The sequence below is a fragment of the Pseudomonas sp. R1-15 genome (assembly GCF_051132085.1).
In the GTDB taxonomy this organism is placed as follows: domain Bacteria; phylum Pseudomonadota; class Gammaproteobacteria; order Pseudomonadales; family Pseudomonadaceae; genus Aquipseudomonas.
Genome location: NZ_CP071660.1, coordinates 3,795,545 through 3,809,299, shown reverse-complemented (window position 1 = coordinate 3,809,299; position 13,755 = coordinate 3,795,545). Strand labels below are relative to the sequence as shown.

Genomic DNA, 13,755 nt, shown 5'->3' with positions numbered 1-13,755 from the left:
TATCTCATGCAATCAACATCCACCCCCTCCGCCGCAGCGGTAGCGGATGCCGCGCCACCCCGGACTTTCCTGCGCTGGCTCCTGCTACCCCTGGTGATCGTGGCGGGCATGGGGCTATCGGTGGAGGCCGGTCTGCTCGGGCCGCTCGGTCTCCAGGTCGGGCATCTGTGGGCAACGTTAAGCATCTTTGGCGTTGGCGCGGCGCTGTTGTTCCTGCTGTTGTTGCTCAGCGGTCCGCAACGAGGCCCGGCTCTGAATGAGTTGCCGCGCTGGCAATTGATCGGTGGCTTCCTGGGGCCGATCTACGTGGTGGTATTGACGCTCGCCACCCCGCACATCGGCATTGCCATGACCATGATCGCGATTCTCTCCGGACAGGTCGGCAAAAGCGTGCTGATCGACCATTTCGGCTGGTTCGGCGCGAGCCGCAAGCGTGTCAACCGCGAGCGCTGGCTGGCGTTGGCGTTGATTGTCGTGGCCCTTGTCCTGATTGCCCGAGGTTGATATGAGCGTAATCCTGTTATTGCTGGTGGTTGTCGCCGCCGGCGCGGTATTGAGCGTCCAGGCTGCCATCAACGGGCGTCTGGGCGAGACGGTTGGCGTACTGCGCAGCAGTCTGCTGACCTTTGCGGTAGGCACGGTGGTGACCGGTCTGTTGATCGTGTTTTTCGAGCCGGCCCATGCGGTAAGCCTGTTGGACGTGCCGAAATGGCAGCTCAGCGGCGCATTGTTTGGTGTGGTGTATATGATCGTGATGGTCGGCGCGGTGCCGAGAGTCGGCACAGCCGTGGCAACTGTCGCGGTCATCGTCGGGCAACTTGCCATGGGCATGCTGATCGACAACTTTGGCTGGCTGGGCAATCCACCTGTCGAACTGTCCGCCAGCCGCTTGTTGGCCATGGCCTGCCTGGCACTGGCGCTGGTGTTCATGTATCGCAGCAGTACGCGGCAGAGCTGAACGGCTCAGTCCGGTTCGACGTCCAGTTGCAGGCTGTCATCAGCCAGGCGCTCGGTACGTCGGACAATGCCGCTGATGCGCCGGCCTTCGACGCTGAACACCACGATCTGGGCTTTTGCCAGGTCTTCGGGCAGCGGTGGGCGTACATGCAGGGCGAACCATGGCGGCTCGCCGTCGTCGAGGCGCTTGACATCGAACTGGCAGTCGACGCTTTTGGTTTCGCGTCCGAACAGCGTGTCGAGGCCGTAATCAAGGTGGGTGTCCACGCGTGGGTTCAAGTCCATCGGCAATCTCCCGGATGAAGGCTCGGCTATTGAACAAGTGAGTCTGTTGGCAACAGAAAAATTCCGTCGGATGAGTGCCGACTGGTCGTGACCGGCAGTGAACGGCTGGCGTTGCTGCTAGAATCGGCCACCTTGACTTACGAGAGGTATGCCCATGAGCGAGCCGATTCGCCTGACCCAGTACAGCCACGGTGCCGGTTGCGGCTGCAAGATTTCGCCCCAGGTGCTGGAAGTGATCCTGGCCGGCAGCGGTGCGCAAAACCTTGATCCCAACCTGTGGGTCGGGAACGCTTCCCGGGACGATGCGGCGGTCTATGCCATCGACGAGGAGCGCGGCGTGGTCTCGACCACCGATTTCTTCATGCCGATCGTTGACGATCCGTTCGACTTCGGTCGCATCGCCGCGACCAATGCCATCAGTGATATCTATGCCATGGGCGGTGATCCGCTGATGGCGATTGCGATCCTCGGCTGGCCAGTCAACGTGCTGGCTCCGGAAATCGCGCGCGAGGTGATTCGCGGTGGCCGCTCGGTGTGCGACGAGGCAGGCATCCCCCTGGCGGGCGGGCACTCGATCGATGCGCCCGAGCCGATTTTCGGTCTGGCAGTGACGGGCCTTGTGCAAAAGCGCCACATGAAACGCAACGACACCGCCACCGCGGGCTGCCGGTTGTACCTGACCAAACCCCTGGGCATCGGCATCCTCACGACGGCGGAAAAGAAAGGCAAGCTGCGCGCCGCCGACGTGGGCCTGGCCCGAGACTGGATGTGCACGCTGAACAAGCCCGGCAGCCGTTTCGGCAAGCTCGATGGCGTGACGGCGATGACCGATGTCACCGGTTTCGGCTTGCTCGGGCACTTGGTAGAGATGGCCGATGGCAGCCAACTGACCGCGCGTATCCGCTACGACGCGGTGCCGCGCCTGCCAGGCGTCGAGTACTACCTCGATCAAGGCTGCGTACCGGGCGGCACATTGCGCAACTATGACAGCTACGCCAGCAAGGTCGGTCGCGTCCAGGAGTTGCACAAGCGGGTGCTGTGCGACCCGCAGACCAGTGGCGGCCTGCTGATTGCCGTCACACCCGAAGGGGAGAGCGAGTTCCTGCGGGTCGCCGTTGAACTGGGTCTGGCGCTGGAACCGATTGGTGAATTGGTCGAGCGACAGAACCACGCGGTCGAGGTGTCTTGATGCCCAACGACATCACCGATTACCGCGATATTTTCCTCAATGATCGCCCGATGATGGACACTCGCGCGCCGGTGGAATTTCTCAAGGGCGCGTTTCCCGGCGTGGTCAACCTGCCGTTGATGACTGACATCGAGCGGCAACGCGTCGGGACCTGCTACAAGCAGCAGGGGCAACAGGCCGCCATTTTCCTGGGGCATCAACTGGTCAGCGGCGAGACCAAGGCCCAACGCATCCAGGCCTGGGCCGAATTTGCCCAGGCCCATCCTGATGGCCTGCTGTACTGCTTTCGCGGTGGCTTGCGCTCACAGATCGTCCAGCAATGGCTCAAGGACGAGGCGGGCATCGAATATCCCCGAGTCGGCGGGGGCTACAAGGCGATGCGTACGTTCCTCTTCGGCACTATCGACCAGGCGGTCGCTCAGTGCGATCTGGTCCTGCTGGGCGGCATGACCGGCACCGGCAAGACCGAGGTGTTGGCGCAGCTCAATAACGGCCTGGACCTGGAAGGTTATGCCAATCATCGCGGTTCGAGCTTCGGCAAGCGGGCGACCGGGCAGCCTTCCAATATCGATTTCGAAAACCAGCTGGCGGTGGATGTGCTGAAAAAGCGTGCCGCCGGCATCGAGCAATTCGTGCTGGAGGATGAAAGCCGCATGGTCGGCAGTTGCGCCTTGCCGTTGCCGTTGTACCAGCGCATGCAGCAGGTGCCGATGGTCTGGCTGGAAGATCGCCTGGAGCGGCGGGTCGAGCGGATCCTCCGCGACTACGTGATCAACCTCTGCGCCGAGTTTGTCGAGGTCCATGGCGACGAAGGGTTTTCGCTGTTTGGCGAACGATTGCTGGCGAGCCTGGACAACATCCACAAACGCCTGGGTGGCGATCGCCATAGGCGATTGCTGGGCATCATGGAAGCCGCCCTGGCCGAACAGGCCGCCAGCGGCGCCGTCGACCTGCATCGCGCTTGGATCGAAGGCTTGCTGCGCGAGTACTACGACCCGATGTATGTATTCCAGCGGGAAAAGAAGGGCGGGCGCATCGAGTTGTCGGGGAGCAGGCGGCGGTATTGGAATATCTGCGTGAACGCGCCGCTCGGGAAGGATAAAACTCAAGTCTTGGCACACAACCTGTGGGAGCGAGCCTGCTCGCGAAGGCATCCGGTCAGTCACCCCCTCATTGGCTGACCCGCCGCTTTCGCGAGCAGGCTCGCTCCCACAAGGGCTCGCGGCTGCTCACAAGTTCTGCGTCCACCACCGATTTCCTGTGGGAGCGAGCTTGCTCGCGAAGAGGCCAGCACATTCAACATCTTCTTCGTCCGTGACGCCGCCATCGCGAGCAGGCTCGCTCCCACATGGATCTGCGGCTGCTCACAGATTCTGCGTCCACCACCGATTTCCTGTGGGAGCGAGCCTGCTCGCGAAAGCGCTGGGTCAGTTGGCGGGGATGTTGGATGTGCTGCCGTCTTCGCGAGCAGGCTCGCTCCCACATGGATCTGCGGCTGCTCACAGATTCTGCGTCCACCACCGATTTCCTGTGGGAGCGAGCCTGCTCGCGAAAGCGGTGGGTCAGTTGGCGAGAATGTTGGATGTGTTGCCGTCTTCGCGAGCAGGCTCGCTCCCACATGGATCTGCGGCTGCTCACAAATTCTGCGTCCACCACCGATTTCCTGTGGGAGCGAGCTTGCTCGCGAAAGCGGTGGGTCAGTTGGCGGGAATGTTGGATGTGCTGCCGCCATCGCGAGCAGGCTCGCTCCCACAGTAATCCTTGGCCGATTACGTCGGGCAGGTCTTCTGCCCGTTATCCAGGCCTTGCTTGTAGCTCTGGCTGGTGAGGCTGGCCTTGCCGTTGTGCCAGGTCAGGGTCAGTACGTACAGGGAGTCGAAATCGCTCGATGCCCAGTCGTCGGTGATGGTCTGCCGCTTGCCCACCGCTTCACCCGCGACCTTGTTGATCAGTTCAGGCAGGTAGCCGTGGGACCAGGCCGTGTAGATCGTGGAGTTGTGGTATTTGTCCTGCATCAATTCATCAGCCAGGTCACTGGTGTCGTTGGCTGAATACTCGATGTTTACCGGCAGGCCGAGCTTGATGGCGCTGGGGCTGATCGTCATCAAGGGGCGAATGTAGCTGTAGGAGTTATCCAGCTCACCCTCTTCAACGTTACGGGTCGGATTGGCCGCGAACACGTAGTCGGCTTCACCGAATCTTTCTGGCAGCAGGGTGGCCAGGTCGATGGCGCGGTTCAGCCCCTGGCAATTGAGTTGGCCGAGGCCACCGACCGGTTTTTCCGCGTGGCGCAGGAACACCAGCGTCTGCACGCCGTCGACGGGCTGGGCACTGCTGACGCTGGATTCCAGCGACAGCACCAGCCCACAGGTCACGAGCAGCGTCGGTAGCAGTAGCCACGGACGGCGTTTCAACTGGGCGAACTTCAGTGGGTTGATCATCGATATATGTCTTTGTCTTCTCGATTCAGGCTGACAAACCCCGGCACCGCAAAGCCTCTGGCTCCGGGTGTTCTCCCTGTCGTTATGGCCGCTTCGATTGCTCGGGGCATCTCTCAGAGTGCCCGCCGCTTCTTTGGTTCGATCCTGGGCGTTCAATCCTGATTGATGCCGGGCACTGTAGCGGCGTCCCGCCAAGGGACGCAGCGAATGTTAGCGACAGGATGTTGCGGAATTAAGAAAGAGGCCCTGTCCCTCAAGAGCCAAGGCTTGTGTTCAAAGGCCCCAAAGCCTGCTCAGCTGATTTATGCTTGGGCTTTCCGACTGATCCATGGAACCCATGCCATGCCCGACCTGACCCCTTTCCCCATCACCCAGAAATTGCCCGCCCAGTTCCCTGAATGGCTCCAGCTCTATTCCCTGCCGACCCCCAACGGCGTGAAGGTGTCGATCATGCTGGAGGAGATCGGTCTGCCCTACGAGGCGCACAAGGTGGACTTTGGCAACAATGACCAACTGTCCCCCGAGTTCCTCTCGCTCAACCCCAACAACAAGATCCCGGCGATCCTTGATCCCCACGGGCCGGGAGATCGGCCGTTGGCGTTGTTCGAATCGGGAGCAATCCTGATTTATCTGGCCGACAAGAGCGGCCAGCTGCTCGCGCAGGAATCGGCGGCGCGCTACGAGACGATCCAGTGGCTGATGTTCCAGATGGGCGGCATCGGTCCGATGTTCGGTCAGCTGGGTTTCTTCAACAAGTTCGCCGGCAAGGATTACGAGGACAAACGGCCGCGCGACCGATACGTCGAGGAAAGCAAACGCCTGCTCAAGGTACTCGATGGCCGTCTGGAAGGACGCGACTGGATCATGGGCGAGCGCTACACCATCGCCGATATCGCCACGTTCCCATGGGTGCGCAACCTGCTTGGTTTTTATGAGGCCGGTGATCTGGTAGGTATCCAGAACTTCCCGAACGTGACGCGGGTGCTGGAACGTTTCCTGGCGCGGCCGGCGGTGGCGCGCGGCTTGAAGATTCCGGAATGACCCGCTAATCGGGTGACGTGCAGCAACGGCTCGCTGACGTTGTGAGTGGATTATTGCCTGTCCGGTAACACTCTGTTCATGAGTCGGCGTTTGTGCCCTGCCTGGTCAGGGCATAAGCTTTATCTGGTGTCCCATTTCGCCTCCGGAGTCCCATGTCCAGTCAGTTCCCCGCAGCCCGTCCACGCCGTCTGCGTCGCAATGCAAGCCTGCGCAACCTGTTCCAGGAAACCGAATTGGCCTTGAATGATCTGGTACTGCCGATTTTCGTCGAAGAGGAAATCGACGATTTCGTGCCGATCAAGAGCATGCCCGGCGTGGTACGTATCCCGGAATCGAAGCTGGCCGGGGAAATCGAGCGGTATGCTCGTGCCGGTATCAAGGCGGTGATGACCTTTGGTGTGTCCCATCATCTGGACAGCGACGGCAGCGACACGTGGAGCGAGCGTGGCCTGGTTTCGCGCATGGCCGGAATCTGCAAGGACGCCGTGCCGGAAATGATCGTGATGTCCGATACCTGTTTTTGTGAGTACACCGATCATGGCCACTGCGGGGTGCTGCACGGTCACGAAGTCGATAACGACCGAACCCTGATCAACCTGGGCAAACAAGCGGTAGCGGCGGCACGCGCCGGCGCGGATGTCATCGCGCCGTCGGCGGCCATGGACGGGCAAGTCCAGGCCATTCGCAGGGCGCTCGATGATGCGGGCTTCAGCCAGACGGCGATCATGGCCTATTCTACCAAGTTCGCCTCCGCGCTCTACGGGCCGTTCCGCGAGGCCGGCGGCAGCGCGTTGAAAGGCGATCGCAAGAGCTACCAGATGAACCCGATGAATCGCCGCGAAGCCTTGCGCGAGTCGCTGCTCGACGAGCAGGAAGGCGCCGATGGGCTGATGGTCAAGCCGGCAGGGGCCTATCTCGACATCATCCGCGACATCCGCGAGGCCTCGAACCTGCCATTGTCGGCCTACCAGGTCAGCGGCGAGTACGCGATGATCAAGTTCGCCGCACAGGCCGGCGCCATCGACGAAGCCCGAGTCGTGCGAGAGAGCCTCGGCGCGATCAAGCGGGCAGGGGCGGACCTGATCTTCACGTACTTCGCGATGGATCTGGCGCTGAGCGGGATCTGAGCCAGCACTACTCCTGTGGGAGCGAGCCTGCTCGCGATAGCGGTCCATCATCGAGCATTTGGGGTGATTGACACACCGCCCTCGCGAGCAAGCTCGCTCCCACAAGGTTGTGCTCGCTTTGCATCAGTAGCCTCCACAGGCTTTTGATCGTATGGTTGCTCCCGAACAAGGGAACTGATGGAGCACCATGCATTTCACTCGATTGATGATCACTCTTGCCGCATTGCTGGCCCTGGCCGGCTGCGGCAGCCGTCAGGCCCAGGAGCCTGAGCGCCAGCCTGCCGAAGTCAAGGCGCAGATCGTGCGCTTATTGCCGGCCAAGACCGCCGATCGGGAAGGTTGGGCCACGGACATCTACGTGGCCTTTGCGGCGCAGCAGATCCCGCCAACGACCCAGAACATCTGTTCAGTGCTGGCGGTGACTGAGCAAGAGTCGACCTTCCAGGCCGATCCCGCCGTGCCGGGGCTGGGCAAGATCGCCCGGCAGGAAATCGATCGCCGGGCGGCGAAGCTACGCATCCCCGGGTTTCTGGTGAGCGGCGCCCTCCAGGTGCGCTCGTCCAATGGCAAAAGCTACAGCGACCGCCTCAACGCGGCGCGCAGCGAGAAGGAACTCAGCGCAATTTTTGATGATTTCATCGGCATGGTGCCGCTCGGCAAAACCCTGTTCGATGGGTTCAACCCGGTGCATACGGGCGGGCCGATGCAGGTCAGCATCGCCTTTGCCCAAGCCAATGCGCGCGATTATCCCTACACGGTGGATGGCTCGATTCGTCGGGAAGTGTTCAGTCGTCGCGGAGGGATGTATTTCGGCATCGCGCATTTGTTGGGGTATCCCGTCAGTTATACCGAGCCGCTGTACCGTTTCGCCGATTTTAATGCTGGCTGGTATGCCAGTCGCAACGCGGCCTTCCAGCATGCGGTGAGTCGCGCTTCGGGCATTACGCTGGCCCTGGACGGTGATTTGATCCTGCCTGATTCGATCATGCCCGGCAGCACGGAGCTGGCGGTGCGCACGTTGGGCAAGTCATTGGGCATGCGCAACCCGACCATCCGCGATCAGCTGGAACTGGGCGACAGCCTGGCGTTCGAGGACAGCAAGCTCTACAAGCGGGTGTTCGAACTAGCTGAGAAGGCCGAGGGCAAGCCGCTACCTCGGGCGGTGTTGCCGGGCATCGTGCTCAAGAGTCCGAAAATCACTCGCAAGCTGACCACTGCATGGTTTGCCAAGCGCGTGGACGAGCGGTATCAGCGGTGCATGACGCGGGCTTCGGGGCGCTGAATCTTCGGCCATGAAAAAGCCCGGCGGATGAGGCCGGGCTTCTACTGTGATGGCTTGAAGGATCTTGCAGCACGGTGGTAACAATTCATGCGCGGTTCTTGGCCAGATTATCGGAGCCACCTTCGGCAACGCGGCGTTCCAGCAGACGGTCGGCACCGCCTTCGGCAACACGGTTTTCGATCAGCTTGTCGGAGCCACCTTCGGCAACGCGGCGTTCCAGCAGACGGTCAGCACCGCCTTCGGCAACACGGTTTTCGAGCAGCTTGTCGGAGCCACCTTCGGCGACGCGGCGTTCCAGCAGACGGTCAGCACCGCCTTCGGCAACACGGTTTTCGATCAGCTTGTCGGAGCCACCTTCGGCAACGCGGCGTTCCAGCAGGCGATCGGCACCGCCTTCGGCAACACGGTTTTCGATCAGTCGGTCAGAGCCGCCTTCGGCAACGACGGGCTGGGAAGTGGCGGCGAATACGTTGGCTGCCAGAACGGAGAAAGCGAGGCTGAGGATGATTTGGCGTTTCATGATGGTGTGCTCCGGGGTGCGTTGGTTTGTGTGGGGCCATTGTTGCGCCGGGCACCGATCGTGAGAACTTCATTGACGTGATGGTGAACATCGATGGCGGTGATAGCTCGCCGGGTTGGTGTCGGCCAGGTTGATGGAACACTGGGGCACCGGTGCGCTCTACCGACCTGAATCCCTTTTGAAGGAGGCCAGTCCATGTATCAGTTATTCGGCCACAGCCAATCCGGTTCCTCTGCCGTGGAGGTCGCCTTGGATGTTTGCGGCGTGCCTTACCGGCGGGTAGATACCTATTCGACCGAGGAAAACGACGCGGCGAAGGAACTCGAAGCCCTGAATCCACAGAAGCAGGTCCCGACCCTGCAATTGCCGGACGGCTCGGTGCTCACCGAGGCGGCGGCGATCCTGATTCACCTGGGGCTGTCTTTTCCGGAATCGAAACTGCTGCCGGATGATCCGGCCCAACGTGCGCAGGTCATACGCGGCCTGGTGTATATCGCCGCCAATTGCTATACACCGATCGGCATCATCGATTTTCCGCAGCGCTGGCTGCCCGACGCCGACGACGCTGCTCGGGAGCGATTGGTGGCGGGCACCAAGCAACGTCTGTATCGCAACTGGGCGTTGTTTGCCGACCAGTTTCCTGCGAGCCCTTTCCTCGGCGGTGCCGAGCCCGGTGCATTGGATATCCTGGCGGCGGTGATTACCAAGTGGGTCGAAACCCGGGAAGCGATGCTCAGTGCCCGTCCTGAGTTCTACGCCCTGCTGGAGCGCATCGACCGCCATCCGCGAGTCGCGCCAGTGCTTTCATTGCACTGGCCCGAATGAATCAGGGACACGCATTGCGCGAGGCGGCCTGGCGGACGAGTTCTGCAAGCTGTCGAACGTTCTGCTGATGACCTTTCACCAGGTCGTCAATACTGCCGCCGGCCGGTGTCTGCAGGCTGCTGCGGCAGGTAAGGGCCTGAGCTTCGTTGCCATGGCTACGCAAGCGCCATTGCACGTCCATGCGCGCATAGCGGCCGGGGATTGAGTCGAAGCGTTGCACCTCCACCCGCAACAGCCGCCTGGGGGCCCCGGGGTTGCTCAATTGCTCGTCCAGGCTGCTGCGTAGTTCATCCGCCAGGCTTGAGCCCCACCATTCGGTTTCCAGGATCGCCAGACCGCTGTCGCCCTGACGAATCACCATCTGGGTGCGATCCACTTGCGGCGGGACGCTGAGTTGTTCGATCTGGATATCCACCCCTGCACGCGCCTGACCAGCCGGCTGGACCGGGCTCAGGGTGTGGTAGTGAATGGGATCGCTGCGGCAGGCACCGAGCAGCAGTGCCAGGGCGATCAACGAACATTTCAGCATCAGCGGCATCGGGCGTGCTCCTGTGATCATTCTTTCACCGGAAAGGTAAGGTTCTGCGCCGGAGCATCTTTCGGACGGCCACGAAGCAGCGACTCAGGGTGTCGGCTCAGGTAATCGGACAGCTCGCGCAGCGAACGCGACATTCGGCCCAGGTCATCCAGCGTCTGGGTCAATTGTTCGCGCTGCGGCGAATCTTCCGCCAGGGTCGAGTTCGCCGACTGCAAGGTCTTGCTTACGTCCTGCAAGGTGCTTTGCACGCCCGGGAGGGTCTTGCTGTTGAATTGCGACAGGCCCTTGCGCAGCTCCACGAGGTTACCGTCCAGGTTGCTGGCGATGCTTTCCAGCGGCAGCTTGTTGATGCGCTCGACTACCGTCTGCAATTGTTCCTGCAACTGCTGGAGGCTGCCCGGGATAGTCGGGATCCGCAGGGGGCGCGCGGCGAGGTCGAACGCGACTTTCTCGGCCTTGGGGTAGAAATCCAGGGAAATGTACAACTGCCCGGTCAGCAGGTTGCCGCTGCGGGCCTGGGCGCGCAGGCCGCGTTCGACGAAGCTGCCGACCAGGCGCGCGGCGGCGGCTTCGTCTTCCGGGTCATAGTTCAATGACTTGAGCAGTTTCTCGTGGGCCTTGCCGAGCAGTTGCGGGTAGATCACGATTCCTACGTTGACCGGGAACGTGCGCTGCTTTTCGTCGAAGTCCAGGTTCATGGAGACCACCCGGCCGATCTCGATCCCGAGGAATTCCACCGGGGCGCCGACGCGCAATCCGCGCAAGGCCTGGTCGAAGCGCAAGGCCAGGTACTGCGCCTTGCCACTGGGCGGGGCCAGGGCGCTTTGCTGGTCGGCGAACAGTTCGAAATCCTTGTCTTCGGCCGCGGGCGTGTCGTTGGGGCTGTATTCCGGGGCCCGGAATGCAATGCCGCCGACGAGCAGGGCGGACAGCGACTCGGTCTTGACCGCAAAACCGTTGGCGCCGACGTTCACGTCGACGCCGCTGACGTTCCAGAACCGGGTGTTCTCGGTGACGTAGGCGTCATTTGGCGCGTTGATGAACACCTCGATATTGACGCCTTTGCCATCGGCGTCCAATGCGTAGGACACCACCTGGCCCACCGGAATCTTGCGCAAATACACCGGCGAGCCGATGTCCAGCGAACCGAGGTCCTGGGAATGCAGGGTGAAGCGCTTGCCCGGTTCGCCGTAGGTGATCGGTGGCGGAGCCTCCAGGCCGGTGAAGGACTTGGCGCGCACTTTCGAATGACCGGCGTCGGCGCCGATGAAGTCTCCCGACAGCAAGGTGTCGATCCCGGAGATCCCGCCCGCGCCAATCCGCGGCCGGACCACCCAGAACACCGAATCTTCATGAGTGAAGGTGTCGGCGGTCTTGGCGAGCTTGACCGTGGCGGTCACGTTTTTCTGATCGTCGCTCAGTTGCACGTCGGTGACCTGGCCAATGACCACATTGCGGTATTTGACCGGGGTCTTGTTGGCGGTCAGGCCTTCGCCTGTCTTGAAGGTGATGGTGATGGTCGGGCCTTCCTGCAGCCAGTTGTTGACCACCAGGGACACGCCCACCAGCACCGCGATGATCGGCACGATCCACACCAGCGACACGGTCCAGCGGCGGGTGGAGACATGGGCACGGCCCGGTGCGGGTTGTCCGTCAGTGGCTTGTGACTTCATCCATGACCTCCTCGGATGGTTGGGTGTCCCAGATCAGCCGCGGGTCGAAACTCATGGCCGACAGCATGGTAAAGAGCACCACGAGGCCGAAGAACAGGATCCCCGGTCGCGGTTCGATGTCGCTCAAGGCCTGGAACTTGACCAGTGCCGCCACAAGGGCCACGACCAGCACGTCAAGCATCGACCAGTAGCCGATGACTTCAACCAGCCGATACAGCTTGGCGCGCTGCACCTGGGCCCAGGTACTGCGCCGTTGCACGGTCACCAGCAGCAACGTCAACACGACGAACTTGATCCCCGGCACCGCGATGCTGGCGATGAAGATGATCAGCGCGATGTCCCAGGCACCACTCTGCCAGAACTCGAGAACACCGCTGATGATGGTGCTGTCCGCACCGTCGCCGAGCATCTGCGTGTTCATGACCGGGAGCAGGTTGGCCGGGATGTAGAACACCAGTGCCGCCAGCATGTAGGCCCAGGTGCGAGTCAGGGTATCGGGTTTGCGCCGGTGCAGGGCGGCATCGCAGCGTGGGCAGGTGTCGGGTTCGTCGGTCATGTCGCAAGCCAGGCCGCAGCTGTGGCACAGGCACAGGTTCAGATCGCTGGCGCGGGGCGGATTGCCCGGCGTTGCGGCGTTCACAGGGTGTTCCACAGGTCGCGCACATCGCGACCGGCAATGCGGATCATCAACAGACTCAAGGCCGCCAGGGCGAACAGACCGATACCGGGAAGCACATCCAGCAACCCGGCAAGCTTGATGACAGCCACCAGGGCTCCCAGCAAGCACACCTCCAGCATGCTCCACGGGCGCAGGGTTTCCAGGCTGCGCATGCACAGGTTGAAGGCCGGGGCGCGTCGGTTGGAATGGGCGTAGCCCAGCACCCAGAGCAGCAGCGCCAACTGGAACGCCGGAGCGATGATGATCGCGACCGCGGCCACCAGGGCGATGAAGGTGATGGGTCCCTGGCTCAGGGCCACGACCGAATCCCACAGGGTCGCGCTGTTGCTCAGGCCCTGGAGGCGGATGCTCATCACCGGATAGACATTGGCGAAGGCCCACAGCACCGCTGCCGTGATGGTCAGGGCCAGGCGCTGTTCGATGGTCAGGCCGTTGTAGCGCTGGATCACTGCATGGCATTGCACGCACGAGGCTTTTTGATGCGGGGCGAGCGCAACCGGCTCGTACACTGCATCGCAATGTTCACAAATGATCAGTCGGTCGGTAACGGCCATGAGGATGCTCGGCGGGGGCAACTCCTTCAATATAGAAGTGAGTCGAGAATGAGCAACCCGCCCGAGCCAATCATTCGCCGCGAATGTATTGCTCCAGTTGTCTGATCAGGTCCGCCTGCTCGGCAATGGCTTCCTTGACCAGGTCACCGATGGACAACAGGCCGACCAGCTTGCCGTTTTCCACCACGGGCAAATGCCGCAGGTGTTTCTCGGTCATGATGCTCAGGCAGGTCTCGACGTTCTGGTGTGGATCGATCGTGATCACGGGCGAAACCATGATGTCGCTGACTTTCGTGCCCACCGAAGAGCGCCCGTGCAGGACCATTTTGCGCGCATAGTCGCGCTCGCTGATGATGCCCAGCACTTCATCGTTCTTGACCACCAGCAAGGCACCGACATTTTTCTCGGCCATGCGCATCAGGGCCTGCAAGACCATGTCGTCCGGGGAAATGGTGTGCACTTGCTGGTTTTTCTCGTCTTTTATCCGGAGCAACTGCGCGACGGTTTTCATGGGGAAGCCTCGGGTGTTGTTTGTGCGGGTGGTTCAAGAATCGTAGACCCAACGGCGCAGAGCAAGCGGTAAAGCGGCAGTCAGCCGTCCAAAACCGTCATGGATGGTGAAAAACCATTGATTTTATTGTGGC

15 protein-coding genes and 1 pseudogene are annotated in these 13,755 nt (G+C 61.6%); 8 read left to right on the top strand and 8 right to left on the bottom strand.

Translation table 11 applies throughout. From position 1 onward, the window contains the following. The first annotated feature begins 6 nt into the window (after positions 1 to 6). On the top strand, positions 7 to 504 hold the full coding sequence (locus J3P97_RS17210) for a DMT family transporter (RefSeq protein ID WP_434573269.1): 498 nt from the start codon (positions 7 to 9) through the stop codon (positions 502 to 504). Between the two features lies 1 nt (position 505). Continuing rightward, positions 506 to 958 (top strand): DMT family transporter, encoded by a 453-nt coding sequence (locus J3P97_RS17205; RefSeq protein WP_434573271.1) that lies wholly within the window; start codon positions 506 to 508, stop codon positions 956 to 958. Positions 959 to 963: 5 nt separating this feature from the next. Here the strand turns inward: J3P97_RS17205 and J3P97_RS17200 are convergent, their stop codons facing one another. Further along, the gene (locus J3P97_RS17200; RefSeq protein ID WP_305500172.1) at positions 964 to 1,242 is read right to left on the bottom strand and encodes a hypothetical protein; all 279 of its coding nucleotides are present in this window, start codon (positions 1,240 to 1,242) and stop codon (positions 964 to 966) included. Between the two features lie 154 nt (positions 1,243 to 1,396). On the opposite strand from J3P97_RS17200, the gene selD reads away from it, so the two are divergent. Together selD and mnmH are read left to right on the top strand one after the other, a co-directional pair. After that, positions 1,397 to 2,431, top strand: a complete 1,035-nt coding sequence (gene selD / locus J3P97_RS17195) for a selenide, water dikinase SelD (protein ID WP_434601229.1) — start codon at positions 1,397 to 1,399, stop codon at positions 2,429 to 2,431. Beyond that, positions 2,431 to 3,533, top strand: a pseudogene (gene mnmH, locus J3P97_RS17190) (tRNA 2-selenouridine(34) synthase MnmH). Before selD ends, mnmH begins: the two are co-directional and overlap by 1 nt. 667 nt (positions 3,534 to 4,200) lie before the next feature. Here mnmH and J3P97_RS17185 read toward each other — a convergent pair. Continuing rightward, positions 4,201 to 4,872: a histidine phosphatase family protein gene (locus tag J3P97_RS17185; protein WP_434573276.1), complete on the bottom strand. Its 672-nt coding sequence runs from the start codon at positions 4,870 to 4,872 to the stop codon at positions 4,201 to 4,203. 342 nt (positions 4,873 to 5,214) lie between these two features. Between J3P97_RS17185 and J3P97_RS17180 the strand changes: the two genes are divergently transcribed. The 3 genes from J3P97_RS17180 to J3P97_RS17170 all read left to right on the top strand — a co-directional run bounded on the left by J3P97_RS17180 (position 5,215) and on the right by J3P97_RS17170 (position 8,322). Beyond that, complete coding sequence (locus J3P97_RS17180) at positions 5,215 to 5,913, top strand: glutathione binding-like protein (protein WP_434672353.1); 699 nt, start codon at positions 5,215 to 5,217, stop codon at positions 5,911 to 5,913. A gap of 152 nt (positions 5,914 to 6,065) precedes the next feature. Beyond that, positions 6,066 to 7,040, top strand: coding sequence for a porphobilinogen synthase (hemB, locus tag J3P97_RS17175; RefSeq protein WP_434601227.1), 975 nt, complete (start codon positions 6,066 to 6,068; stop codon positions 7,038 to 7,040). Between the two features lie 187 nt (positions 7,041 to 7,227). Further along, complete coding sequence (locus J3P97_RS17170) at positions 7,228 to 8,322, top strand: DUF1615 domain-containing protein (protein ID WP_434672352.1); 1,095 nt, start codon at positions 7,228 to 7,230, stop codon at positions 8,320 to 8,322. A gap of 85 nt (positions 8,323 to 8,407) precedes the next feature. Here J3P97_RS17170 and J3P97_RS17165 read toward each other — a convergent pair whose 3' ends face one another. Beyond that, positions 8,408 to 8,842 (bottom strand): phage infection protein, encoded by a 435-nt coding sequence (locus tag J3P97_RS17165; RefSeq protein WP_434672351.1) that lies wholly within the window; start codon positions 8,840 to 8,842, stop codon positions 8,408 to 8,410. A gap of 195 nt (positions 8,843 to 9,037) precedes the next feature. Between J3P97_RS17165 and J3P97_RS17160 the strand changes: the two genes are divergently transcribed. Further along, positions 9,038 to 9,667 (top strand): glutathione S-transferase family protein, encoded by a 630-nt coding sequence (locus J3P97_RS17160; protein WP_434672350.1) that lies wholly within the window; start codon positions 9,038 to 9,040, stop codon positions 9,665 to 9,667. Position 9,668: 1 nt separating this feature from the next. Here J3P97_RS17160 and J3P97_RS17155 read toward each other — a convergent pair whose 3' ends face one another. From J3P97_RS17155 to J3P97_RS17135, 5 genes are all read right to left on the bottom strand, one after another. Beyond that, positions 9,669 to 10,205 (bottom strand): PqiC family protein, encoded by a 537-nt coding sequence (locus tag J3P97_RS17155; protein WP_434573287.1) that lies wholly within the window; start codon positions 10,203 to 10,205, stop codon positions 9,669 to 9,671. 17 nt (positions 10,206 to 10,222) lie between these two features. Beyond that, positions 10,223 to 11,878 carry an intermembrane transport protein PqiB gene (locus J3P97_RS17150; RefSeq protein ID WP_305500189.1) on the bottom strand — a complete coding sequence of 552 codons (1,656 nt, stop codon included), beginning with the start codon at positions 11,876 to 11,878 and terminating at the stop codon, positions 10,223 to 10,225. Further along, complete coding sequence (locus tag J3P97_RS17145) at positions 11,859 to 12,518, bottom strand: paraquat-inducible protein A (RefSeq protein ID WP_305500190.1); 660 nt, start codon at positions 12,516 to 12,518, stop codon at positions 11,859 to 11,861. The genes J3P97_RS17150 and J3P97_RS17145 overlap by 20 nt, the downstream gene beginning before the upstream one ends. Beyond that, the gene (locus J3P97_RS17140) at positions 12,515 to 13,111 is read right to left on the bottom strand and encodes a paraquat-inducible protein A (RefSeq protein WP_434573292.1); all 597 of its coding nucleotides are present in this window, start codon (positions 13,109 to 13,111) and stop codon (positions 12,515 to 12,517) included. The genes J3P97_RS17145 and J3P97_RS17140 overlap by 4 nt, the downstream gene beginning before the upstream one ends. A gap of 70 nt (positions 13,112 to 13,181) precedes the next feature. Then, the gene (locus J3P97_RS17135; RefSeq protein WP_305500192.1) at positions 13,182 to 13,622 is read right to left on the bottom strand and encodes a CBS domain-containing protein; all 441 of its coding nucleotides are present in this window, start codon (positions 13,620 to 13,622) and stop codon (positions 13,182 to 13,184) included. Positions 13,623 to 13,755: the final 133 nt, after the last annotated feature.

Bases quoted from the DNA above. Each gene is read 5' to 3' on its own strand.
- J3P97_RS17155 (WP_434573287.1), bottom strand. From the start codon at position 10,205: ATGCCGCTGATGCTGAAATGTTCGTTGATCGCCCTGGCACTGCTGCTC.
- J3P97_RS17210 (WP_434573269.1), top strand. From the start codon at position 7: ATGCAATCAACATCCACCCCCTCCGCCGCAGCGGTAGCGGATGCCGCG.
- J3P97_RS17135 (WP_305500192.1), bottom strand. From the start codon at position 13,622: ATGAAAACCGTCGCGCAGTTGCTCCGGATAAAAGACGAGAAAAACCAG.
- J3P97_RS17140 (WP_434573292.1), bottom strand. From the start codon at position 13,111: ATGGCCGTTACCGACCGACTGATCATTTGTGAACATTGCGATGCAGTG.
- J3P97_RS17185 (WP_434573276.1), bottom strand. From the start codon at position 4,872: ATGATCAACCCACTGAAGTTCGCCCAGTTGAAACGCCGTCCGTGGCTA.
- J3P97_RS17170 (WP_434672352.1), top strand. From the start codon at position 7,228: ATGCATTTCACTCGATTGATGATCACTCTTGCCGCATTGCTGGCCCTG.
- J3P97_RS17165 (WP_434672351.1), bottom strand. From the start codon at position 8,842: ATGAAACGCCAAATCATCCTCAGCCTCGCTTTCTCCGTTCTGGCAGCC.
- J3P97_RS17200 (WP_305500172.1), bottom strand. From the start codon at position 1,242: ATGGACTTGAACCCACGCGTGGACACCCACCTTGATTACGGCCTCGAC.
- J3P97_RS17150 (WP_305500189.1), bottom strand. From the start codon at position 11,878: ATGAAGTCACAAGCCACTGACGGACAACCCGCACCGGGCCGTGCCCAT.
- J3P97_RS17205 (WP_434573271.1), top strand. From the start codon at position 506: ATGAGCGTAATCCTGTTATTGCTGGTGGTTGTCGCCGCCGGCGCGGTA.
- hemB (WP_434601227.1), top strand. From the start codon at position 6,066: ATGTCCAGTCAGTTCCCCGCAGCCCGTCCACGCCGTCTGCGTCGCAAT.
- J3P97_RS17160 (WP_434672350.1), top strand. From the start codon at position 9,038: ATGTATCAGTTATTCGGCCACAGCCAATCCGGTTCCTCTGCCGTGGAG.
- J3P97_RS17180 (WP_434672353.1), top strand. From the start codon at position 5,215: ATGCCCGACCTGACCCCTTTCCCCATCACCCAGAAATTGCCCGCCCAG.
- selD (WP_434601229.1), top strand. From the start codon at position 1,397: ATGAGCGAGCCGATTCGCCTGACCCAGTACAGCCACGGTGCCGGTTGC.